This window comes from Serinicoccus profundi, assembly GCF_008001015.1.
Classification (GTDB): domain Bacteria; phylum Actinomycetota; class Actinomycetes; order Actinomycetales; family Dermatophilaceae; genus Ornithinicoccus; species Ornithinicoccus profundi.
Map to the genome: position 1 here is coordinate 3,178,640 of NZ_CP042862.1, position 22,103 is coordinate 3,200,742.

Genomic DNA, 22,103 nt, shown 5'->3' on the forward strand with positions numbered 1-22,103 from the left:
CCACCGATCAAGCAGCCTCCGCGGCCCCCGGTCAGGCCGGGGCGGCCACCTGGCCGCTCGGCTCGTCGGCATCCTTGGTCGGCTCACCCTCAGGGCGGTGGCGACCGGCGTGGTCGACCCGTCGCGGCCACCAGAAGCGCTCGCCGAGGACCCGCACGATCGCGGGCACCAGCACGGTCCGCACCACGAGGGTGTCGAGGAGCACACCGATGCAGATGACGACACCGAGCTGGGCCAGCACCACCAACGGCAGCACGCCGAGCACCGCGAAGACCGCGGCGAGCAGGATGCCCGCGCTGGTGATGACGCCGCCGGTCGCGCCCAGCGCTCGCAGCACGCCGTCGCGGGTGCCGTGCTCGCCGGCCTCCTCCAGGGTCCTGGTGATGAGGAAGATGTTGTAGTCCACGCCCAGCGCCACCAGGAACAGGAAGGCCAGCAAAGGCATCCCCGCATCGATCGCCGCGAAGCCGAAGACCCCGGTGAAGAGCCACCACGACACGCCCAGCGCCGCGCAGAAGGTCGTCACCACGGAGGCGATGAGGATCACCGGCGCCAGCACCGAGCGCAGCAGCGCCATGAGCGCGAGGAGCACCAGCACGAGGATGAGCGGCAGGACCACGAAGCGGTCGCGCAGGTTGCCCTCACCCTCGTCGAGGGCCGACGCGTCGCCGCCGGTGACGTAGGTCTCGGCATAGCCGCCGACCGCACCGCGCAGCTCGACGACGGCAGCCTCGGCCTCCTCACTCCCCGGATCGGCGTCGAGGACGACCTGCACCTGGCCGATGCCGTCGACCGGCTCGACCGGCGTGGCCTGGGTGACGCCCTCGATATCGCCCACCACGCCCACGAGCTCCTCCAGCTGCGCCTCGTCACCGCGCGTCACGACCACGAGCGGGTCGGAGGTGCCGGCGGGGAAGGACTCCCCCAGCCGTTCCGCCGCCGTGATCGCCTCGGGCGTCTGGAGGAACTGGTCCTCCGGCGCGAGCCCGCTGCGGATCTGGGTGAGGCCGAAGGCCATGGCGGCGAGCAGCACGAGCGTCCCGGCGATGTATGCCGCGGGGGCCTTCGCGACCCGGTCACCGATGCGACGCCACAGCGATCGCGACTCGGCCAGCACCGGCTGCCCCTCGCGGGGGACCTGCGGCCAGAAGATCCACCGGCCGAAGAGCACGAGCGCGCCGGGCAGCACGACGAGCACGAAGGCCATGGCCACGAGCACCCCGACGGCGCAGGCGAGCCCGAGCCCGCGGGTGGAGGGGAAGGCCGAGAGCAGCAGGCACAGCACGCCGACCACGACGGTGCTGGCGCTGGCGATGATCGCCTCGGCCGCCCGCCGCAGCGCCACGGCCATCGCCTCGTGCCGAGAGGTATGCCGTCGCAGCTCGTCGCGGTAGCGGCTGATGAGCAGCAGCGCGTAGTTGGTGCCGGCACCGAAGACGAGGACCGACAGGATCCCGATGGTCGACTCGTCCCAGGGGATGCTCACGGCCTTGAGGGCATAGGTCGCGGCGGTGGCGGCGACCTGGTCGGCCACGCCGACGACGAGCAGCGGGATGACCCAGAGCACCGGGCTGCGGTAGGTCACGATGAGCAGGAGCGCCACGACGGTCGCAGTCGCGCCGAGCAGGGTGATGTTGGCGCCGTCGAAGACCGAGGCGAGGTCGGCCTCGATCGCGGCCGGGCCGGTGACCTGGGCGGTGATCCCCTCGGGCGCGCCGTCGGCCAGGTCGGTGCGCAGCTGGGTCACGACCTCCTGCGAGTCGGTGGCCGTCGGCGCGTCCAGCGCGAGCACGCTGATGGCGGCGGTGCCGTCCTCGGCGGGGATGACGGGGTAGTCGCCGACGACACCCGGTGGCGGCCCCCCGGCCGCCTGCTCGCCCTCCTCGGCTGAGCCCCCTGCCGCGTCCGCGCCCTCTGCATCGGCGTCCGCCGGTGCACCCTCACCCTCGGGCCTGCCGGTCGAGGCGGCCGCGTCGGCCCCCTCAGACGGAGCCGAGCCGTCGTCCGCCCCCTGCGGTGGTCCACCCTCGCCACCGGTCGAGGGAGCCTCGGCCCCCTCCGGGGCGACGTCCTCCATGAGCTGGCCGAGCTCGGGCAGGGCGCTCTCGATGTCCGCGTCCGCGGTGAAGAGGACGATCGCCGTCTTGCTGCCCTCGTCCGGCAGCTCGTCGAGCAGCGCCTGGCCCTGCGTGCTGTCGAAGCCGGCCGGCAGGGTGTCCAGCGGCGAGGCGGTCCGCTCGGCCTGGCCGATGCCGGCGATGAGCCCGACGCCCAGCAGGAGCCCGACCAGGGCGATGACCCAGGACCGCGGGGCGGTGAGGGTGGTGATGAGGCGAGACATGGTGGACGCGTGACCTCCGGCGTAGGCTGGGCTCAAGTCGTCAGGTAGGTACCTAACTAAGTGAGCAAGTTCATGACAGAAAGTAGCACGGGCCGACCCGCCGAGACCACTCGTGCGGAGGCTGCCCCACCCGAGGAGTCCAGGGCGGAGCCGATCGCCGTGCCCGGCCCCCAGACCCAGTGGGTCCAGGCCTGGGAGCCCGGGCCGGTGCTCGACACCCTGCGCCGCTTCATCGACACCAGCCGCCGCGCCACCCCGGCCCTCGCCCGCCGGGCCGGCCTGACGCATACCGAGCTCACCGTCCTCGAGCACGTCATGGACGAGCCGGTCGGGCCCAGCGAGCTCGCCCAGCGTCTCGGGGTGACCTCGGCCGCAGCCAGCGGCATCGTCGACCGGCTGGTCGCCCGCGGCCACGCCCGCCGCGAGCCGCACCCGACCGATCGCCGCCGCACCGCGGTGACCGCGACCGACAGCGGCCGCGAGGAGCTCTTGGGCCATCTCATGCCCATGTTCGTCGGTCTGGCCCAGGTGGACGCCACCCTCAGCGACGCCGAGCGCGAGATCGTCCTGCGCTTCCTCACCGAGGCGGAACGGGCCGTCGGGCGCCTGCTCTGAGGCGCACCTAGACTGTGGTGATGAGCCAGCAGGCTGGCGAGCAGACGCAGCACGACCACCCGCAGCACGACGACACCCACCACCAGGACACGCCCGGACGCTCCGCCGCGGTGGCGGTCACCATCTCCGACCGCAGCTCCGACGGGCGCCGGGAGGACGAGAGCGGTCGCCTGCTCGTCGAGGCGCTGCGCGACCTCGGGTATGCCGTGGAGTCCTCGGTCGTCGTCCCCGACGGCGTCGAGTCCGTCGCTGGGGCGTTGCGCGCGGCGGTCGCCGACGGTGCCCGCCTGGTCGTCACGACCGGCGGCACCGGCATGGGGCCACGCGACCTCACCCCTGAGGGCACCCGCGAGGTCATCACCCGGGAGAACCACGGCATGGCCGAGCTGATCCGTCGGGAAGGCGCCCGGCACACGCCCTTCGCTGCGGTGTCCCGTGGCGTCGTGGGCGTCGTCGACTGGCCCGCCGAGCGCGGGGTGGGCGGGACGCTCGTCATCAACCTCCCCGGGCGTCCCGCGGCGGTCACCGAGGGCATGGAGATCGTCGGCCCGCTGCTGCGGCACGTGCTGTCGCAGGTGAGCGGGGGTGACCACTCGTGGTGACCCGCGACCCCCTGGTCGACAGCTACGGACGCGTGCACCGCGACCTGCGGATCTCGGTGACCGACCGCTGTTCGCTGCGCTGCACCTACTGCATGCCCGAGGACGGTGTGCCCTGGCTGCCCCGGGCCACGATGCTCACCACCGAGGAGGTCGTCCGGATCGCGGATGTCGCCGTCTCGATGGGCATCGAGGAGGTCCGCCTCACCGGCGGGGAGCCGCTGCTGCGCCGCGACCTCGTCGACGTCGTCGCCGGGATCACCGCGCTGGAGGGCCCGGCCGGCTCGCCCGAGGTCTCGATGACGACCAACGCCATCGGCCTGGCCAAGAACGCCGCCGCCCTGCACGAGGCGGGGATGACCCGGGTCAACGTCAGCCTGGACACCCTGCGCCGCGACGTCTTCATCTCCCTGGCCAAGCGCGACCGCCTCGCCGACACGCTCGCCGGGGTCCACGCCGCCGCCGAGGCCGGCATGGTGCCGGTGAAGATCAACACCGTGCTCATGCGCGGCGTCAACGATGCTCCCGAGGATGTCGTCGCCCTGCTGACCTTCGCCCTGGAGCACGGCTACGAGCTGCGCTTCATCGAGCAGATGCCGCTGGACGCCCAGCACGGCTGGGACCGCACGCAGATGATCACCGGTGAGGAGATCCTGGGCATGCTGCGGACGGGCTACGACCTCGCCGCCCAGCCCGACGAGGCACGGGGCAGCGCCCCGGCCGAGCTCTTCGACGTCCGCCCCCTCGGCGTCGGTCCCGACGCAGGCTCGCCGCCACTGGGCACGGTAGGGGCCATCGCCTCGGTGACGATGCCCTTCTGCGGCAGCTGCGACCGGGTGCGGCTCACGGCCGACGGGATGATCCGCAACTGCCTCTTCGCCACCGGGGAGACCGACCTGCGCACCCCCATGCGAGAGGGTGCCTCCGACGACGAGCTGGCCGACCTGCTCCGCGCCTCGATCGGAGCCAAGCTGCCCGGGCACGGCATCAACCAGCCCGACTTCCTGCAGCCGCCGCGACCCATGAGCGCCATCGGCGGCTAGCACCTCTCGACCGAGCGCCGCAGATGGTTGCCCCCAGCCCGACCGAGCGCCGCGAATGGTTGGCCCCGACCCGACCGAGCCAGTGGGGCGGCTCAGCCGCCGGCGAAGGGCGGGAGCACGTCCAGCACGGCGTCGTGGCCGAGCGGGAGGTCGGGGTCGGAGACGTACTGCCCGTCGTGCAGCACCGAGCTCAGCGCCAGCACCCGGGTCAGCTCGGCGCCGTGCCGCTCGCGCAGGCTCGCGAGCAACGACCCGAGGTCGTCGGCCTCGACGTGCTCGCTCTGGGTGCCTGCAGCCTCCGCGGCCGCGGCGAAAAATCTCACCGTCGCCATGGCGCCAGTGTCGCAGACGAGCCGGTATGCCGCCCCCGCGGGCCGGAGGTCCGCTTCCGGGGGGCGCCGGGACGCGGGCCGGAGGTCCGCTTCCGGGAGGCGCCGGGACGGGTCACGGGAAGCGCCCGGCCCGGCCCAGCTGGCCGGGCAGGTCGCGCCTGAGCAGCCGGGTCACCCACGCGGCCACCTCGAGCACGGCGTCGAGGTCGACCCCGGTGTCCACGCCCTCGCGCTCCAGCAGGTAGAGCAGGTCCTCGGTGGCGATGTTGCCCGTCGCGCCCGGGGCGAAGGGGCACCCGCCGAGACCGGCGACCGAGGCGTCGAGCACGCTGACCCCGTGCTCCAGGGCCTGGTAGGCGTTGGCGTAGCCGGTGTTGCGGGTGTTGTGCAGGTGAAGCCCGAGGGGTATGCCGAGACCCTCGGCGCCGCGGAGCAGCGCGGTGACCTGGCGCGGGCTGCCGACGCCGATCGTGTCGGCGAAGATGATCTCGTCCGGCGCCTCCAGCCGGTGCGCGAGGGCGACGGGGACCCCCGGGTCGACCTCGCCCTCGAAGGGACAGCCGAAGGACGCGGCCAGGGTCACGCTCACCCGGCGTCCGTCGGCGTGGGCTGACGCGATGAGGGCGTTGGCCTCCTCCACCGACTGCCCGACCGACCGGCCCTGGTTGCGCTGGTTGAACGTCTCGGTGGAGCAGAAGGCGAGGTGCACCTCCGGCACCGGCGCCTCGCGGAGGCGCTCGTAGCCGCGCGGGTTGAGCACGAGCGCGCTGAGCGTGACGCCCTGACCGACCGCCGCCTCGGCGACGACCGTCTCGACCTCGGCCATCTGCGGCACCCGCCGCCCGTCGACGAAGCTGCCCAGCTCGATCCGGCGCAGGCCGGTGCCCGCGAGCCGGCGCACCAGCTCGGCGCGGACGTGGGGCGAGACGTGCTCGGGCTCGTTCTGCAGGCCGTCCCGCGGGCCGACCTCGACGATCTGCAGGTCGGTGCTCACACGACCCCCTCGGCGTGCAGCTCGCGCAGCTGCGCGTCGTCCAGGCCCAGCACCGAGCTCAGCACGGCGTCGGTGTGCTCGCCCAGCTCCGGCCCGAGGTGCCTGATGCCGCCCGGGGTCGAGGAGAGCTTGGGGGTGACATTCTGCATCGGCAGCTCGCCCAGGGTCCGGTGCATCACCGTCGTGATCGCCTCCCGGGCGGCGAAGTGCTCGTCGGAGAGCATGTCGGCGGCGGTGTAGACCAGCCCCGCCGGGATGCCACCGGCGTGGAGGTCCTCGAGCAGCTCCTCGGCTCCGCGGGTGGAGGTCCAGGCCGAGATGAGCTCGTCGAGCTCCTCCTGGTGCTGCCCCCGGGCGTCGTGGTCGCGGTAGCGCTCGTCCTCGACGAGGTTGGGTCGACCCATGACCTGCGCCAGTCGGGCGAAGACGGTGTCCCGGTTGGCGCCGATGACCACGGTGCCGCCCCCGGCGGTGGGGTAGACGTTGCTGGGTGCGACGCCGGGCAATGTCGAGCCGGTCCGCTCCCGGGTCACCCCGGCCTTGGCGTACTGCGGCACGAGTGACTCCATCATCGCCAGCACGGCCTCGTAGATCGCCGTGTCGACCACCTGGCCACGACCGGTCCGTTGCCGGGCGACGAGGGCCATCGAGACGCCCAGGGCGGAGAACAACCCCGCCAGGGAGTCACCGATGGAGACCCCGACCCGGCTCGGTGGGCCGTCGGGGTCGCCGGTGACGTGGCGCAGCCCACCCATGGCCTCCCCGACCGAGCCGAAGCCGGCCCGCGGGGCATACGGACCCGTCTGGCCGTATCCCGTGACGCGGGCGGTGACCAGGCCCGGGTTGACGGCGCGCAGGACCTCATCGCCGAGCCCCCACCGCTCCAGCGTGCCGGGGCGGAAGTTCTCGACGAGCACGTCGGCCGTCCCGATGAGGTCGCGGGCCAGCCCCTGCCCCCGCTCCGTCCGCAGGTTCAGCGTCACCGACTGCTTGTTGCGGGCGATGACCGGCCACCACAGCGACACCGGCTCGTCGTGGTCGGGGATCTCCTCGCTGCCCCAACGGCGCATGGGGTCGCCGGCGCCCGGGTCCTCGATCTTGATGACCTCGGCCCCGAAGTCACCGAGGATCTGGCCGCAGAAGGGCCCGGCGATGAGGGTGCCCATCTCCACCACGCGGATCCCGCTGAGGGGGCCCTGGTCGGGGTCGCTCACGTCATACCTTTCGTCGTCGGATCGGCAGCGGAGTCCCGCTGCGTCGCCACCCGGTGCTGCCGGACGGCCTCGTGCGCAGCGCGGATGTGCGCCACCATGACGCCCTCGGCCCAGGCACCGTCACCGGCCTCGACCGCCTCGATGAGCTCGCGGTGGTGGCCCTGGCTCCGGGCCAGCTCGGCGTCGGCGTAGACCATGAAGGCCGTGTGCACGAGCGACACGGAGATGACCGACTGCAGCACCCGGGGAAGGAGGACGTTGCCGCCCGCCTCGTGGAGGGCGTGGTGAAACTCCAGGTTGAGCGCGCCGATCTGGCCCCGCTCGCCGGAGGAGGCGCAGCGTTCCATCTCCTGCGCCAACCGCCGCAGCGCGGGCACGTCCACGTCACCACGCTCCGCGGCGAGGCGGGCGGCATACCCCTCCAGCAGGGCGCGCAGCTCGAAGATCGAGTCGACCTGCTCGTTGGAGAAGCCCACCACGCGGGCGCCGCGCCGGGGCGCGATCTCGACCAGCCCGTCCGCCTCCAGACGCCGCAGGGCGTCCCGGACGGGCGTGCGGCTGGTCCCGAGCTGGCTGGCGAGCAGCTCCTCGCGCAGCGGGGTGTGCGGCTGCCAGGTGCCGGCGAGGAGCAGCTCACGCAGCGCGGCGTAGGGGGCCTCGCTCACCGCACCTCCCTGGCACCGCTCGTCGCGGGCTGCCGCAGCGGGCGCAGCTCGGGGGTCGCGCGGTCGGGCATCGCGATCGACAGCACGATGCAGAGGAGGAGGTTGAGACCCAGCCCGAGCAGGCCGTTGGGCAGCCCGGTCGGGCTGTCGTGGCCGATGATCGTGAGGTAGCCCGACAGGCCGGCCCCGGCGACGACGCCGGCGAGCACCGCCACGGCCGACATCCGGCGCCAGTAGAGGCCGAGGATGAAGGCCGGGGCGATCTGCGCGAGCAGCTCCAGCTTGAGCAGGAAGATCTGGTAGAGCGTGCCCGGGGGGTTCCAGGCGAGGATGAGCAGCAGCCCGACGGCCACGACGCTCACCACCTTGCCCACCTTGACCTGGCGGGCCTCGGACGCGTCCTTGCCGAGCGTGGGCGCGTAGACGTCGCGGGAGACCATCGACCCGAAGGCGAGCAGCGCCGAGTCGGCGGTCGAGACGATCGCCGCCACGACGCCGCCGAAGAGGATGATCATGAGGACGTACATCAGCGGGTTGAGCGCGGCCACGTCGTTGGCCAGGCGGCCGACGATCTGCTCGGAGGCGGCCTCGTCCAGGTCGGGGTAGAGCGCCAGGGCGATGATGCCGATGAAGAAGACGAAACCGGTCGTCACCAGCGGCATCCACGCCATACCGGCCAGGGACCGCCGCAGCGTGCGCTCGCTGGAGGCGGCGTAGACCCGCTGGATGGCGTGGGGGTACATCGCCGCGGCGAGGCCCACCATGACGATCATGCCCAGCCAGCCGGTGACGCCCGCCGCGTCGGGGACGCCCATCTTGGCCGGCTCGCTGCGGATGAGCTCGTCGGTGACCGCGCCGAGGCTGCCGCCCGCGAGGTAGACCGCCCCCAGCATCAGCGCGAGGACGCCGACGAGCAGCGCGATCCCCTGCATGACGTCGGTGAGGGCGACCGCGCGCATACCCCCGACCCAGGAGTAGGTCAGCATGACGACGAGGAAGCCGACGACGCCCACCTGGTAGGGCACGGTGTTGCCGGTCAGGCCGGCGATCGCCTGACCCATCGCGACCAGCTGCTCCAGCAGGTAGTTGCCCAGCCCCCACAGGAGCAGGAAGGTCACCACGGCGGCCAGGGCCTTGCTGCGGAAGCGGTAGTGGATCCAGTCGATGGGGGTGATGAACTCGTGTCGCCGGGCGATCATGTAGAGCCGCGGGGCGAAGAGCAGGTAGGCCACGACGACCGCGGTCATGAAGGGCACGGACATCCACCACGACAGACCGCTGCGGTATGCCGTCGGCGCGTAGCCGATGATCGTGTTGCCGGAGTACTGCGTCGCGTAGAGCGTGAAGAAGAGGGCGACGAGGCCGAGGTCGCGCCCGGCGAGGAAGTAGCCGTTGAGGGACTTGTTGGCCTCGGGGGCGTCGCGTCCGGCGACGAAGCCCAGCAGGAGCATGAGCACGGCGTAGACGACGAGGATGACGATCCCGCTGGTGCCGGAGAAGGCGAGGTTCACGACAGGTCCTCCCCGTCGTGCGGCTCCAGCTCCCACTGGGTCAGACAGGCCCAGCAGGTGACGGCCGACAAGGCGACCGCCGCGATGATCGAGAGCCAGAACCAGCCCGGCAGGTGGGCCACGACCGGTTCGATGAGGCCGCTCGGGAGGTACCAGGGCACGCCGGCCAGGATCGTCAGGCCGATGAGGACCCAGACGAGGGGACGCCGGATCGGCTCCCGCGGGGACGTCGAGGAAGTGCTGATGCGCCGTTGCATGACCTCAGATTGTGCACAAAACTCGGATCTGTCAACCCTTTGGGGGAGATCTCAGCCTGTTTTGTGCACAAGATCGTCATCTCTGCGCAGGTCACGCAGCCGGCCACGCTCTCGCAGGACATGCTCCCCGCGCCGGTCGAGCTGCGTCCGGCCGTCCTCGCGCCAGCCGTGCCGTTCGTAGAACCCGGCCGCCCGCTCGTTGCCGTCGAGCACCCAGAGGTGCGCTGCGGCATACCCGCAGGAGCGCAGGTGGTCATCGACGGCGAGCATGAGCCGGTGGCCCACCCCGGTCGACCAGTGCTCGGGGAGGACGTAGAGGCCATAGAGCTCGCCGAGCGCGGGGCGCTGCTCGTCCCGCGAGGCGCCGGCCACGGCCCACCCGACGACGGCCCCGTCGACCTCGGCGACGAGCTCGAGGGCGTGCGGGTGGCGGTGCTGCTCCGGCCAGCGCGCACGTCGCCGGACGGCCTCCGAGACGGGGTCGAGGGCGTCGAGCATGGCCTGCGGCACGAGTCCGGCGTAGGCCGCGCGCCACCCGGCCACCCGCACGTGCGCGATGGCCTCGACGTCCTTGGGGGTGGCGTGGCGCAGCAGGGGTTCCATTGGCCCAGCCTCGGTCACCCGGGAGCGGGGACGCCAGCGCTTTTGGGGCGAGGGCCCGGCTGGCCCTGACTTTCGGCCGGTTGGTCATCCGTCGTCCGGTTGGTCATCTGTCGTCCGGTTGGAGGAGGACGACAGATGACCAACCGGACGAGAGTGCGGTCGGCAGGACCTGGAGGTCGCGCCTAGTCCCAGCGCTGCAGGTCTTCCCACGTGTCGACGTCGCCGAGGTGCTCGCGCCCGGCGTCGACCTCGTGCCAGCGCAGGTCGGCGACCACCGCCCGGACCGAGGTATGCCGTGCCTCACCCACCCGCTCCAGCGCCGCGTCGAGGGCGTGACGGCGGTAGATGGCCAACAGCCACTGCAGGTGTCCGGTGTCGTCGACGTGGCAGAGGGCCTCGACGAACTCCCCCACCCGCGGCAGCTCGGTCCGTAGCGCGGCCAGCGCGGCAGCAGCCCCGGGCTGGTCGACGGCGCAGATCGCGACCCAGGCCGGCGGATGAGGGGCCGCCAGGGCGTCGAGTGCCAGGAGACCGGCAGCGATCCCGGCGACCGGGCCACCGCCTGGCGGGTCCTCCACGGTCCGGACGACGCCGTCGGGGACGGGGGTGTCACCGACGACGACGACACGGCCGCCCAGCTCGACGTCGAGGACCCGGTCGAGCAGGGAGCGGCCGCCGACGACCAGCGCGGCCTTGTCCGCTCCGCCCAGCCGCTCGGCGCGGCCACCGGCGAGGACGAGGAGATCCACCTCCGGTTCGGCGCCCATCAGTAGCTCGGCAGGCTCGGGTCCACCTGCTCGATCCAGCCGAGGATCCCGCCCGTCATGACGCTGACGTCGGCGTGCCCCAACCGCACGAGATGCGCGGCGGCGCGCTGGGCCCGGGGGCCGGCCTTGCAGTAGACGACGACCGGTCCGGGCGGCAGGTGCCGGTCGAGGTCCTCCCAGCTCAGCACCTCGCCGACCGGGATGAGCAGAGCACCCGGCACGGTGCCGAGCTCGTGCTCGGCGGGCTCGCGGACGTCCAGGAGCGTCGGGGCAGCCATGCCCGACGCGCGGTCGGCGCCCGGCGAACCATCTGCGACGCCCGGTGGGGTCGACGGGGAACCATTCGCGACGCCCGGTGGGGTCGAAGGCGAACCATCCGCGACGCTCCGTGGGGTCGAGGCCAGCAGCGCAGCGACCTGCGTCGGGCTGATCTCGGGCAACGGCACGACGGGCCGCAACTGCTCGCGCTGTGCGGGCTGCACGACAGCGCCCACCGGCCGCAGCGGCACCTCGCGGGAGCGCTGGGTCAGCGCGTCGATGAGCAGCACCCGCCCGACGAGCGGCTCCCCGAAACCGCAGATGAGCTTGACCACCTCGGCCGCCATGATCGAACCGACCTGCCCGACGAGCGCCCCGAGCACTCCCGCCTCGGAGCAGCTCGGCACGTCCTCGGCGCGCGGCGGCACCGGGAAGAGGTCGCGCAGGGAGACGGCGTCCTCTACCCCGGGCACGAAGGTCGACAGCTGGGCGTCGAAGCGCAGGACCGCGGCCCAGACCAGCGGGATCCCCAGCGCGACGCACGCGTCGGAGACGGCATACCGGGTCGGGAAGTTGTCGGCGCCGTCGAGGACGACGTCGTGCCCGCCCAGCAGTTCCTCGGCGTTGCCCGCCTCGATCCGGGTATGCCGCACGCTCACCGACACGTCGGGGTTGAGCCCGCGCACGAAGGCCTCGGCGGAGGCACCCTTGGGCGTGCCCACGGAGTCCGCGCGGTGGATGACCTGGCGCTGCAGGTTGGTGGTGTCGACGTCGTCGTCGTCGATGACCGTGAGGTGACCGACACCGGCTGCCGCGAGATAGGCCAGGACCGGGCTGCCCAGCCCACCGGCCCCGACGACCGCCACGCGGGCCGCGAGCAGTCGGCGTTGGGCGCCCATGCCCAGACCGGGCACGAGCAGGTGGCGGGAGTAGCGGGACACCTGCTCGGAGGTGAGCGGCGCTCCCGGCTCGACGAGGGGGGGCAGCGGGGTCATGACCTCAGTCTGCATGTTTCGCGCACCGGCCCCGTCAGCGGGAGCCATGCTCCTGGACCGTGTGGTGGGGTGCCGCCACGCGACGTCCCTCGCGGTTGTCGGTGCGCCGCTGTGGCTGATGCTCACCCTCTGCTCACCGTCAACAAGCACACGCTGTCGACGTCCGCCTCCACGCGGTGGCGCTCCTGCGGCACGGGCACCAGGTCGCCCGACGCCAGCTCCCAGCGCCGCTCTCCGGCGATCAGGCTCACTGCACCGCTGACGCAGTACAGGGTCGCTGCCCGCGGTGCGTCGTGCTCGGGCAGTCCACCGCCAGCCGGCATCCCGATCAGCAGCGAGCGCTGCTGCGGCTGGTCCACGACCTGCTCAACGGCCGACCCTCGTCCCTGCCCGCGCGCTTTCGCCACCAGTTCTGCGCCGCGTTCCCTGGTCAGCACCACGCCGCCGGCCTCCGCTGCCGGGCTCACGACCCCACCTTCTCCCAGCCGCGCCGCTGCGGCCTGCTCCCCGTCCCGGTGCCGCTCCTCCGGTCGCGCGACCGGTAGACGATGTAGGGGCGCACGAGGTAGCCGACCGGGGCGGAGAAGACGTGCACCAGACGGGTGAAGGGCCACAGGGCGAAGAGCAGGAACGCCGAGAGGGCGTGCAGCTGGAAACCGATCGGAGCGTTCTCCATCAACGAGGCGTCCGGCTGGAACCAGAAGATCTGCCGGAACCACGGCGAGACACCGTCGCGGTAGTTGTAGTGGTCACCGGCGATCCCGAGGTTGAGCAGGCTGCCGGCGATGGTGTTCCACATGCCGAGCACGATGACGACGGCCAGGACGGCATACATGACCTTGTCGTTGACGGTGGTCGCGGAGAAGACCGGGCCGACGGTTCGCCGGCGGTAGACCAGGATCGCCAGACCGACGAGCGCGGCGATCCCCGCCGGCAAGCCGCCCGCGAGGGCGACGATGTGGTAGAGCTCCTGGCTCACCCCGGCCCGGTCGGTCCAGCCCTGCGGCACGATCAGGCCCATGAAGTGGCCCACGGCGACGAAGAGCATGCCGAAGTGGAACAGCGGGCTGCCGATCCGCAGCAACCGGTCCTCGTAGAGCTGGGAGCTGCGCGTGGTCCACCCGAACTTGTCGTAGCGGTAGCGCCAGACGTGCCCCACGACGAAGATCGCCAGGCAGATGTAGGGGAAGATGACCCAGAGAAAGGTGCTCATCGGGGGGCTCCTACGGGAATGGTCGTGCCGAGAGACTGGGGGGTCGGGGGGCGGCCGGCCGCATCGTCGCAGCCGGCGGTCGGAGGCTCACGGAGCTGGTCGAGCGCCGGGTCCATCGCATAGGGCGCGTTGAGCGAGACGTCGTCGAGGCCGACGGTCTCCTTCGGCGGGCCCTCGGCGATGAGCTTCAGGAGCGCGACCTCGTCGTCCTGGTCGAGCTGGGGCAGGGTGGCCCGCACCGCGGTGAGGACGTCCAGCCACGGTGAGGAGCGCCTCTCCAGGGCCTGCCGGAGCAGCTCGATGCCGACCCGGTGGTCGTTGAGCAGCTTCCAGGCCGCGCCCGCCGAGGTCGTGGCGCCGAACTCCAGCACGACCGGCAGGAAGTCCGGCAGCTCCTCGCCCCCGGCGTCCCGGGCGGTCACCTCGACCCCGTGCTGTCGGTAGATCTGCTTGAACCGGACGAGCGCGACGCCACGGTTGCGGGTGTCCCCGTGCAGGAAGTAGGTGAGGTGCAGCGCGCACTTGCGGGTCACGTCGAAGGTGTCGACGTAGGAGACCTGGAGCGCACCCAGGCCGTGCTGCCCCAGGGTGGAGGCGACGTGGTCCAGGAAGCGGCGCAGCGGGTCCGCGACCGGGGCGGGCAGGCCCTCGATGACCTCCCGCAGCACCGGCAGTCGCTCGACCAGCTGCTCGTCGGGGTAGTCCAGCAGCAACGAGCACAGCTGCCAGGTGTCCGCCTGGGCGCGGGCGTCCAGGCCGGGCCGACTGCGGCGGTGCCGCTTCCAGAGGGGCATCAGCGCCGTCCCCCCTCGGAGCCGGCCGTGTTGTCGGGTCGGGCCCGCCCGCCCTCGAGATCCGCCGGGCCACCATTGGCGGCGGTCTGCGGGGTGTCGGTCCGCTCTTCGTCCCGACGCGGGAAGAGCCCTTCAGGGACACCCTTGCCGTCCCAGTTGAGCAGGTTGACCCGGCCGCGCTTGGCACCGCCGGCGACCAGGCTCTCCCCCGTCTGCCGCTGCTGGAGCATCTTGAAGTTCTCCACCGCGACCGGGGTGAGCGCCCCGCGGCCAGAGCCCTCGCCGAACGGGCCGGAGGTCTCCATCAGCTCGTCGTCGTAGCCGGTGACCGGGCAGTCGGTGGCGATCTCCTCCAGGGCATGCGCCTCCTCGCCGTGCGCAGCGGGGATGACGTACCGGTCCTCGTACTTCGCGATCGCGAGGAGTCGGAACATCTCGTACATCGCCTCCTCGCTCATGCCCACCGCCTCGGGGATCTCCGCCCGGGGGTCCCGCCCGAGGTTGATGTCCCGCATGTAGGAGCGCATGGCCGCCAGCTTGCGCAGCACATCATTGACGGGACGCACGTCGCCGGCGGTAAAGAGGTTGGCGAGGTACTCGACCGGGATCCGCAGCGCGTCGATCGCGGCGAACAGGTTGTCCTTGTCCTCGGCGTCGTAGCCGGTGTCCTTGATGACGTCGACCACGGGTGACAGCGGCGGGATGTACCAGACCATCGGCATCGTGCGGTACTCAGGGTGCAGCGGCAGCGCGACCTTGTAGTCGTTGATCAGCCGCAGCACGGGGCTGCGCTTGGCCGCCTCGATCCAGTCACCGGGGATGCCGGCCTTCTCCGCCTCGCGCGCGACGGCGGGGTCGCGGGGGTCGAGGAAGACCGAGCGCTGGGCCTCGTAGAGGTCGTGCTCGTTCTCCACCGAGGCCGCCTCGAGCACCTTGTCCGCGTCGTAGAGCATGAGGCCGATGTAGCGCAGCCGGCCCACGCAGGTCTCCGCGCACACCGTCGGGATGCCGACCTCGATGCGGGGGTAGCAGAAGGTGCACTTCTCGGCCTTGCCGGTCTTGTGGTTGAAGTAGACCTTCTTGTAGGGACAGCCGGTGACGCACATCCGCCAGCCGCGGCACTGGTCTTGGTCGACCAGGACGATGCCGTCCTCCTCGCGCTTGTAGATCGCGCCGGAGGGGCAGGAGGCCGCGCAGCTCGGGTTGAGGCAGTGCTCGCAGATGCGCGGCAGGTAGAACATGAAGGTCTCTTCGAACTCGAACTTGACCTTGTCCTCGATGCCCTTGAGCATCGGGTCCATGGCCGCGTGCTCCTTGGAGCCGCCGAGGTCGTCGTCCCAGTTGGCCGACCACTCGATGTTGATCTGCTTGCCGGAGATCAGCGAGTAGGGCCGGGCCACCGGGAAGTTCGCCTGCGCCGGGGCGTTGAGCAGCGTCTCGTAGTCGTAGGTCCACGGCTCGTAGTAGTCGTTGATGCTCGGCATCTTCGGGTTGGAGAAGATGTTGAGCAGCTTGGTGAGCCGGCCACCGGCCTTGAGCTTGAGCCGGCCGTTCGAGGTCACCTCCCAGCCGCCCTTCCAGGTGTCCTGGTCCTCATACCCGCGCGGGTAGCCCAGGCCGGGCCGGGTCTCCACGTTGTTGAACCAGACGTACTCCGTGCCCTGCCGGTTGGTCCACGCCTGCTTGCAGGTCACCGAGCAGGTATGACACCCGATGCACTTGTCGAGGTTCATCACCATCGCCATCTGGGCCATGACGCGCATAAAGATCTCCTTCGGGGTCTGGGGCGAGCCCCAGCGGGGGGACACGGGGGCGGAGCCCCCGTGCGTCAGTACTCGACCTTTGCGGTCCGCTTGCGGATCATCGTGACCTCGTCCCTGTTGTTGCCGGTGGGGCCGATGTAGTTGAAGAAGTACGAGAGCTGGGCGTAGCCGCCGATGAGGTGGCTGGGCTTGAGCAGGATCCGGGTGAGGCTGTTGTGGATGCCGCCGCGCTTCTTGTCCGTCTCCGTGAGCGGGACGTCGATGAGCCGGTCCTGGGCGTGGTGCATGTAGACCGTGCCCTCGGGCATCCGGTGGCTGACGATCGCCCGGCAGGCGACCACGCCGTTGCGGTTGACCGCCTCGATCCAGTCGTTGTCCCTGACCCCGATCTTCTCGGCGTCCACGTCCGACATCCAGATCGTCTGGCCGCCGCGGGAGAGCGAGAGCATGAACAGGTTGTCCTGGTACTCGGAGTGGATCGACCACTTGTTGTGCGGGGTGAGGTAGCGCACGGAGACCGCGACCGCACCCAGCTCGTCGGTGGTGTCGCCGAGGCGCCGCTCCCCGAAGAGGGTGGTCATGTCCAGCGGCGGCCGGTAGGTCGGCAGCGTCTCGCCCATCCCCTGCATCCAGTCGTGGTCGAGGTAGAACTGCTGCCGCCCGGTGAGGGTGTGGAAGGGCTTGGATCGCTCGATGTTGATCGTGAACGGGCTGTAGCGCCGCCCGCCGCTCTCCGACCCCGACCACTCCGGCGAGGTGATGACCGGCACCGGGGCGGCCTGCGTGTCCTTGAAGGTGATCTGCTTGCCCTCGTGCTCGGCCGACAGGTCGTGCAGCTGGGTGCCGGTGCGCTTCTCGAGGAACTTGAACCCCTGGGTGGACAGGTGGCCGTTGCTCACGCCGGACAGGTGCAGGATCGCGTCGGCGAACTGCACGTCGGTGTCGAGGTTCGGCCGACCGTCGGCGACGCCTCCCCGGACCGCGCCGTTGCGCTGCCGCAGGATGTCGATCTCCCGGGACACCTCATACTTGACGCCCTTGGTGAGCATGCCGACCTCTTCCAGGAGCGGGCCGATCGCTGTCATCTTGTCGTAGACCGCGGTGTAGTCCCGCTCCACCTCGGCGATGACCGGGAGGGTCTTGCCCGGTATGGCGTCCACCTCCCCGGACTTCCAGTCCCGCACCGTGCCGTGGACGGTCGCCATCGCCTCCGGGGTGTCGTGCCACAGCGGCTTGGTGACGACGTCCCGGCGGGTGCCGAGATGCTCGACCGCAAGCTCGGAGAAGCGTCTGGCGATCGCCTTCCAGGCCTCCCAGTCGGTCTTGGACTGCCAGGGCGGGGCGATGGCAGGGTTGAAGGAGTGCACGAAGGGGTGCATATCGGTGGTGTTGATGTCGTGCTTCTCGTACCACGTGGCCGCCGGGAGGACCACGTCGGAGAAGAGGGTGGAGCTGGTCATCCGGAAGTCCAGGGTGAGCAGGAGGTCGAGCTTGCCCTCGCCTGCCCGGTCGGACCAGACGACCTGGGTCGGGCGATGCTGCTCGCCCGCCTCCTCGGCCTTGACGGCACTGTCGGTGCCGAGCAGGTGCTTGAGGAAGTACTCGTTGCCCTTGGCCGAGGAGCCCAGCAGGTTGGCCCGCCACAACGACAGGATCCGGGGGTAGTTGTCCGGGTGCTCCGGGTCCTCCACCGCGAACTTCAGCCTCCCCGTCGTGAGCTGGCTCGCGACATACTCGCCGGCGCTCATCCCGGCCTCGGCGGCCTCGTCGGCGACCTGCAGCGAGGACCGGTCGAACTGAGGGTAGGACGGCGTCCAACCCAGGCGCACCGACTGGGCGAGCAGGTCCATCGTCGTCTGCCCGGCGAAGGCGCCGGTCCGGCCGTTGATGCCGTCGGCGTCGAAGGTGTCGTAGCGGTACTGCGAGGTGTTGACGTACCAGTACGCCGTCTGGTTCATGTGCCGTGGCGGACGCACCCAGTCCAGCGCGAAGGCCAGGTGCTGGAAACCCATGATCGGGCGGACCTTCTCCTGGCCGACATAGTGGGCCCAGCCGCCACCGTTGCGGCCTTGCGTGCCGCAGATGGTCGTCAGCACGAGCATGGCGCGATAGATCTGGTCCGAGTGGTACCAGTGGTTCGTGCCGGCACCCATGAGGATCATGCCGCGACCGCCCGTGTCGATGGCGTTCTGCGCCCACTCCCGGGCGATCCGGACGATCTGCTCCACGGGCGCCCCGCAGATCTCCGCCGCCCAGGCCGGAGTGGCAGGGGCGGACGGGTCGTCGTAGCCGGTCGGCCAGTCACCGGGCAGTCCCTCCCTACCGACGCCGTAGTGGGCCAGCATGAGGTCCAGGACCGTGGTGACCAGGTGGTCCCCGACCCGCCGGACGGGCACGCCGCGACGCTCATGGCGCGCGTTGCCCTCCACGTTGTCGAACCGGGGCAGCACCACCTCGACGGCGTCGCCAGCGCTGCTGTAGAGCGTCAGGGCGGGTTCGATCCCGTCGAGCTCGAGGTTCCAGCGTCCGGCGTCCTCGTCGCCGAAGCGATGCCCGATGGAGCCGTTCGGGACCGCGACGTCGTCCACGGCCCGATCCAGCACCACCGGCTTCCACAGTGCGTTGGCGCTCTCCCGTTCCGGGTGGTGGTCATCCAGGTCACCGGCGGTGAGGAACTTGCCCGGACGGAAAACTGCTCGGTGCTCGCTCCGCTTGCCCGTTTCTCCCTGCTCCGTCGACGAAGCTCGTTCCTCGCCTTCGACGGGCTCGAGCGTCACGAGGTAGGGCAGGTCGGTGAAGCGCTGGTTGTAATCGGTGAAGAAGTCGACCTGGCGGTCCACGAAGAACTCCTTCAGGACGACGTGTCCCATGCCCATCGCCAGCGCGGCATCCGTGCCCGGCGCGGAGGCCACCCACTCGTCCGCGAACTTGACGTTCTCGGCATAGTCGGGGGCGACCGCGATGACCTTCTGTCCCCGGTAGCGTGCCTCGGTCATCCAGTGGGCGTCCGGGGGTGCGGGTGAGCGGGACGTTGGAGCCCCACATGATGAGGTATGCCGCGTCCCACCAGTCCCCCGACTCCGGGACGTCGGTCTGGTCCCCGAACATCTGCGGGGAGGCGTTGGGCAGGTCGGCGTACCAATCGTAGAAGGAGAGCATCGGCGCACCGATGAGCTCGTGGAAGCGGGATCCGGAGGAGTAGGAGACCGGAGACATCGCGGGGATGGGGGAGAAACCGGCGATCCGGTCGGGACCATAGCGCTTGACGGTGTAGACGTGCGCCGCGGCGATGAGGTCGACCACCTCCTCCCAGGTAGCGCGGACGAGGCCGCCCTTGCCACGAGCGCTCTTGTAGGCCCGGGCCCTCTCCCTCGTCCTGGACGATCGAGGCCCACGCGACCACGGAGTCGCCATACATCTCCTTGGCCTCGCGGAACAGCTGGAGCAGCGTCCCGCGGACGTAGGGATAGCGCACCCGGGTCGGGCTGTAGGTGTACCAGGAGAACGCCGCCCCCCGGGGACAGCCGCGGGGTTCGTACTCCGGTCGATCCGCACCGGCGGAGGGGTAGTCGGTCTGCTGGGGCCTCCCAGGTGATGATCCCGTCCTTGACGTAGACCTTCCAGGAGCAGGACCCGGTGCAGTTGACGCCGTGCGTGGATCGGACGACCTTGTCGTGGCTCCACCGATCACGGTAGAAGGCATCGCCGGACCGGCCACCCGTGACGTGCACCGAGCGCTGGTCGTCGGAGACCTCCCCGCGGGTGAAGAACCGGCTCGTGCTGACCAGTGCCTGGCTCAACGGGCCGTCCAGGCCGGCCCTGCTGCGCTGGGTATCCGTCATCGGTGATCTCCTTCGATCGACGACGCCGACGTGACGTCGGCGTTGGTGGGTCCACTGGTGGCCGGGGGGGCGAGCTGGAGCAGCGCACGACACGTGGTGGGGCCCGTGAAAAGGCCGGAGGCTGACCTTCGCCCCGGGTTCGCCGACAGCATCGAGGGCGCCCTTCAGCAGACCGCGGTGCACGCCACAGACCACGTCGGGGTGCGAGGCGGCCAGTGTCAGGAAGGGGCAGTCGCGCAGGGTGATCCCGACCTCACCGCTCTCCTCGTCGGAAATCTCGGGAGAGTAGCCCCAGTCCGTCAGGAGGCGGGTCACGTCGCGCACCTTGCCCAGCTGGTCCTCGCGCGTCGAGGTGGCAGCGTCCGTCGAACCAGCCTCACCCGTCGGGCCGGCATCGTGGTCCCTCGGCCTACCGGTCCGCAGGGACGCTGCTCGCTCGGTGGCCCAGCGGGCGCCCGCCTCCTCAGGCGTGAGTCGGTCCATCTCCTGCGCCGAGAGGACCGAGGTGAGCAGTCCGGCCAGGACGACGAAGGGCGCCCCCTCCGTCGACGTGCTCTCGCCGAGCGGGACCTCGCGCAGGACGTACCTCTTGCTCGGGCGACCGACACCCCCGTCCCGGACGAAGCGAGCGTCGAGGATCCGGGCGTCGAGCAGCTGGTCGACGTGGAAACGGACCGTGGTGACGTGCAGGTCCAGCCGCTCACCCAACTCGGCCGCGCTGAGGCCGGTCGTGCGCTCGTGCGGCATGGCACTGCTGAGCTCCTCGACGATGCCCCGACGAACAGGGGAGAGCAGCAGGGCCGCGCCCACGTCGGGTACCGCCGGAGTGCCTTCCGGTTGCCGTGCCTCCGTCATCCTGCCTCCTCTCCGTCCATGGGTGTGCCGGGCTGTGGTGCCTCAACCCTCATCCTGTCGTGGCCCGGAACTCCTTCCGGAAGCCCACGCCGGTGTAGAGGCCACCGATCACCGCGACCACGGCCAGGGCCAGCAGACCGATGGTGTAGCTGCCGTAGGCGTCGTAGATGACCCCCATGAGCAGCGGAGGGACGAACCCGCCGAGGCCGCCGGCCGCGCCGACGACACCGGTGACTGCACCGACCCTGGAGGGCTCGACCAGGGCCGCGACGAGGGCGAAGACCGCGCCTGCGCCTGCTCCCAGACCCGCGGCCATCCCGAGGAAGGCCACCGTGCCGACCGGCTCGAGGGCCACCGGGATGGTGCTGTCGCCGACGATGACGGTCGTCCCTGCTCCCACCAGAGCCGCGAGCAGGGCGAACAGACCGGTGACCACGAGCAACGACGCCAGGACAAGGGTCTTGACGAACCTGTCGCACAACCAGCCGCCGACGGGTCGAGCCAGCACCGAGACGACGACGAAACCGGCCATCCGCAAGGACGCGGCGCCCTTCTCCATACCGAAGTTGTTGACGAGATAGGTCGGCAGATAGACGCTGAACGCCACGAATCCGCCGAAGGCGATGGCGTAGAGGACGGCCAGCTTGAGCGCGACCGGGGTCGCCAGCGTGCGCATCGCGTTGGTCAGCCAGTTGCCGCCTCTCGCGCCCGTGCCCCGCCCCGGCGCCGGCCGTAGGACGCGCCAGGACACGACTGCGTAGATCCCCAGCAGCATGGCGACCAGGACGAACGGCGCCGGTCGGCCGAAGGCGTTGGACAGCTGCAGGGTCGTGAAGGCCGCGACCGCAGTGCCACCCGTGCCCATGCCGAAGAGGCCGAGGGCGGCGCCCCGCTGGGCGGGAGAATGCCAGGCGTTGACGAACGGCACACCGACGGCGAAGGAGGTCCCCCCGATGCCGAGGAAGAAGCCGCCGAGCAGCAGCGCCGTGAGGTTGTCCCCGAAGAAGCCCAGGAAGAGCACCGGGATGATGGTCAGGGCCGCGACCACGGGGAACATCACCCTGGCACCGAGCCGGTCGGTGAGAGCACCGACGGGGATGCGGCCGAGCGATCCGACGAGCACCGGGGTGGCGACGACGAGTGACTGCTGCAGGGAGCTCAGCCCGAGCTCCTCGCGCAGCGTGACGGCCAACGGCGAGAGCAGCGCCCACGCCCAGAAGCAGATGGCGAAGCCCACTGTCGCCATCACGAGCATCGTGCGAGCCGTACCCCGGTCCGACCCCTTGGGCGTCGGTGGGCTGACATGTCCTTCGGACAGGGGCACTTCGGTCGACTCGTCCATGGTCCGGCCTTCCTGCGAAGAGGGCTACTGGTGCATTGCCTGTCGGTGTGCAGTGACGATAGGACCAGCATGCCGCAACCCGACATCCTTTTTTTAGTCT

At 71.0% G+C, this 22,103-nt stretch carries 18 protein-coding genes and 2 pseudogenes; 3 read left to right on the plus strand and 17 right to left on the minus strand.

Annotation, left to right across the window (positions count from 1 at the left end; all coding sequences use genetic code 11):
- Positions 1-31 precede the first annotated feature (31 nt).
- Positions 32-2,341 carry an MMPL family transporter gene (locus tag FA582_RS14810; RefSeq protein WP_010146590.1) on the minus strand — a complete coding sequence of 770 codons (2,310 nt, stop codon included), beginning with the start codon at positions 2,339-2,341 and terminating at the stop codon, positions 32-34.
- 159 nt (positions 2,342-2,500) lie between these two features.
- On the opposite strand from FA582_RS14810, the gene FA582_RS14815 reads away from it, so the two are divergent.
- The 3 genes from FA582_RS14815 to moaA are packed head-to-tail and all read left to right on the plus strand — an operon-like array spanning position 2,501 to position 4,598.
- Positions 2,501-2,956, plus strand: coding sequence for a MarR family winged helix-turn-helix transcriptional regulator (locus tag FA582_RS14815; protein WP_010146591.1), 456 nt, complete (start codon positions 2,501-2,503; stop codon positions 2,954-2,956).
- Between the two features lie 20 nt (positions 2,957-2,976).
- A complete protein-coding gene (locus tag FA582_RS14820) occupies positions 2,977-3,558 on the plus strand; it encodes a MogA/MoaB family molybdenum cofactor biosynthesis protein (protein ID WP_010146592.1) in 582 nt (193 codons plus the stop codon).
- Positions 3,552-4,598: a GTP 3',8-cyclase MoaA gene (moaA, locus tag FA582_RS14825; RefSeq protein WP_010146593.1), complete on the plus strand. Its 1,047-nt coding sequence runs from the start codon at positions 3,552-3,554 to the stop codon at positions 4,596-4,598. The genes FA582_RS14820 and moaA overlap by 7 nt, the downstream gene beginning before the upstream one ends.
- A gap of 92 nt (positions 4,599-4,690) precedes the next feature.
- On the opposite strand, the gene FA582_RS14830 is transcribed toward moaA, so the two are convergent.
- From FA582_RS14830 to FA582_RS14905, 16 genes and pseudogenes are all read right to left on the minus strand, one after another.
- Positions 4,691-4,930, minus strand: a complete 240-nt coding sequence (locus FA582_RS14830; protein ID WP_010146594.1) for a MoaD/ThiS family protein — start codon at positions 4,928-4,930, stop codon at positions 4,691-4,693.
- Positions 4,931-5,042: 112 nt separating this feature from the next.
- Positions 5,043-5,924 carry a hydroxymethylglutaryl-CoA lyase gene (locus tag FA582_RS14835; RefSeq protein ID WP_010146595.1) on the minus strand — a complete coding sequence of 294 codons (882 nt, stop codon included), beginning with the start codon at positions 5,922-5,924 and terminating at the stop codon, positions 5,043-5,045.
- On the minus strand, positions 5,921-7,138 hold the full coding sequence (locus FA582_RS14840; protein WP_010146596.1) for a CaiB/BaiF CoA transferase family protein: 1,218 nt from the start codon (positions 7,136-7,138) through the stop codon (positions 5,921-5,923). The genes FA582_RS14835 and FA582_RS14840 overlap by 4 nt, the downstream gene beginning before the upstream one ends.
- The gene (locus tag FA582_RS14845; protein WP_010146598.1) at positions 7,135-7,803 is read right to left on the minus strand and encodes a GntR family transcriptional regulator; all 669 of its coding nucleotides are present in this window, start codon (positions 7,801-7,803) and stop codon (positions 7,135-7,137) included. The genes FA582_RS14840 and FA582_RS14845 overlap by 4 nt, the downstream gene beginning before the upstream one ends.
- Complete coding sequence (locus FA582_RS14850; RefSeq protein ID WP_010146599.1) at positions 7,800-9,314, minus strand: sodium:solute symporter family protein; 1,515 nt, start codon at positions 9,312-9,314, stop codon at positions 7,800-7,802. The genes FA582_RS14845 and FA582_RS14850 overlap by 4 nt, the downstream gene beginning before the upstream one ends.
- Complete coding sequence (locus FA582_RS14855) at positions 9,311-9,571, minus strand: hypothetical protein (protein WP_010146600.1); 261 nt, start codon at positions 9,569-9,571, stop codon at positions 9,311-9,313. The genes FA582_RS14850 and FA582_RS14855 overlap by 4 nt, the downstream gene beginning before the upstream one ends.
- A 51-nt stretch (positions 9,572-9,622) precedes the next feature.
- Complete coding sequence (locus FA582_RS14860) at positions 9,623-10,174, minus strand: GNAT family N-acetyltransferase (protein ID WP_010146601.1); 552 nt, start codon at positions 10,172-10,174, stop codon at positions 9,623-9,625.
- 182 nt (positions 10,175-10,356) lie between these two features.
- On the minus strand, positions 10,357-10,941 hold the full coding sequence (mobA, locus tag FA582_RS14865; RefSeq protein ID WP_010146602.1) for a molybdenum cofactor guanylyltransferase: 585 nt from the start codon (positions 10,939-10,941) through the stop codon (positions 10,357-10,359).
- Complete coding sequence (locus tag FA582_RS14870) at positions 10,941-12,194, minus strand: ThiF family adenylyltransferase (protein WP_010146603.1); 1,254 nt, start codon at positions 12,192-12,194, stop codon at positions 10,941-10,943. Before FA582_RS14870 ends, mobA begins: the two co-directional genes overlap by 1 nt.
- A 122-nt stretch (positions 12,195-12,316) precedes the next feature.
- On the minus strand, positions 12,317-12,661 hold the full coding sequence (locus tag FA582_RS14875) for a cupin domain-containing protein (RefSeq protein WP_010146604.1): 345 nt from the start codon (positions 12,659-12,661) through the stop codon (positions 12,317-12,319).
- Positions 12,658-13,407, minus strand: coding sequence for a respiratory nitrate reductase subunit gamma (gene narI / locus FA582_RS14880; protein WP_010146606.1), 750 nt, complete (start codon positions 13,405-13,407; stop codon positions 12,658-12,660). The genes FA582_RS14875 and narI overlap by 4 nt, the downstream gene beginning before the upstream one ends.
- Positions 13,404-14,201, minus strand: coding sequence for a nitrate reductase molybdenum cofactor assembly chaperone (gene narJ / locus FA582_RS14885; protein WP_010146607.1), 798 nt, complete (start codon positions 14,199-14,201; stop codon positions 13,404-13,406). The genes narI and narJ overlap by 4 nt, the downstream gene beginning before the upstream one ends.
- Positions 14,201-15,964 (minus strand): nitrate reductase subunit beta, encoded by a 1,764-nt coding sequence (gene narH / locus FA582_RS14890; protein ID WP_010146608.1) that lies wholly within the window; start codon positions 15,962-15,964, stop codon positions 14,201-14,203. Before narH ends, narJ begins: the two co-directional genes overlap by 1 nt.
- 65 nt (positions 15,965-16,029) lie before the next feature.
- Positions 16,030-19,806, minus strand: a pseudogene (locus tag FA582_RS14895) (nitrate reductase subunit alpha).
- 642 nt (positions 19,807-20,448) lie between these two features.
- Positions 20,449-20,661, minus strand: a pseudogene (locus FA582_RS17760) (winged helix-turn-helix domain-containing protein); the annotation flags it as partial.
- 49 nt (positions 20,662-20,710) lie between these two features.
- Entirely contained in the window at positions 20,711-21,907 is a 1,197-nt protein-coding gene (locus tag FA582_RS14905) for an MFS transporter (RefSeq protein WP_010146611.1), read from the minus strand.
- Between the last annotated feature and the right edge of the window lie 196 nt (positions 21,908-22,103).

Coding starts and splice junctions, on each gene's coding strand:
- FA582_RS14855 (WP_010146600.1), bottom strand. CDS start 9,571: ATGCAACGGCGCATCAGCACTTCCTCGACGTCCCCGCGGGAGCCGATC.
- FA582_RS14905 (WP_010146611.1), bottom strand. CDS start 21,907: ATGGCGACAGTGGGCTTCGCCATCTGCTTCTGGGCGTGGGCGCTGCTC.
- FA582_RS14830 (WP_010146594.1), bottom strand. CDS start 4,930: ATGGCGACGGTGAGATTTTTCGCCGCGGCCGCGGAGGCTGCAGGCACC.
- narI (WP_010146606.1), bottom strand. CDS start 13,407: ATGAGCACCTTTCTCTGGGTCATCTTCCCCTACATCTGCCTGGCGATC.
- FA582_RS14810 (WP_010146590.1), bottom strand. CDS start 2,341: ATGTCTCGCCTCATCACCACCCTCACCGCCCCGCGGTCCTGGGTCATC.
- narJ (WP_010146607.1), bottom strand. CDS start 14,201: ATGCCCCTCTGGAAGCGGCACCGCCGCAGTCGGCCCGGCCTGGACGCC.
- narH (WP_010146608.1), bottom strand. CDS start 15,964: ATGCGCGTCATGGCCCAGATGGCGATGGTGATGAACCTCGACAAGTGC.
- FA582_RS14870 (WP_010146603.1), bottom strand. CDS start 12,194: ATGACCCCGCTGCCCCCCCTCGTCGAGCCGGGAGCGCCGCTCACCTCC.
- FA582_RS14860 (WP_010146601.1), bottom strand. CDS start 10,174: ATGGAACCCCTGCTGCGCCACGCCACCCCCAAGGACGTCGAGGCCATC.
- mobA (WP_010146602.1), bottom strand. CDS start 10,941: ATGGGCGCCGAACCGGAGGTGGATCTCCTCGTCCTCGCCGGTGGCCGC.
- FA582_RS14820 (WP_010146592.1), top strand. CDS start 2,977: ATGAGCCAGCAGGCTGGCGAGCAGACGCAGCACGACCACCCGCAGCAC.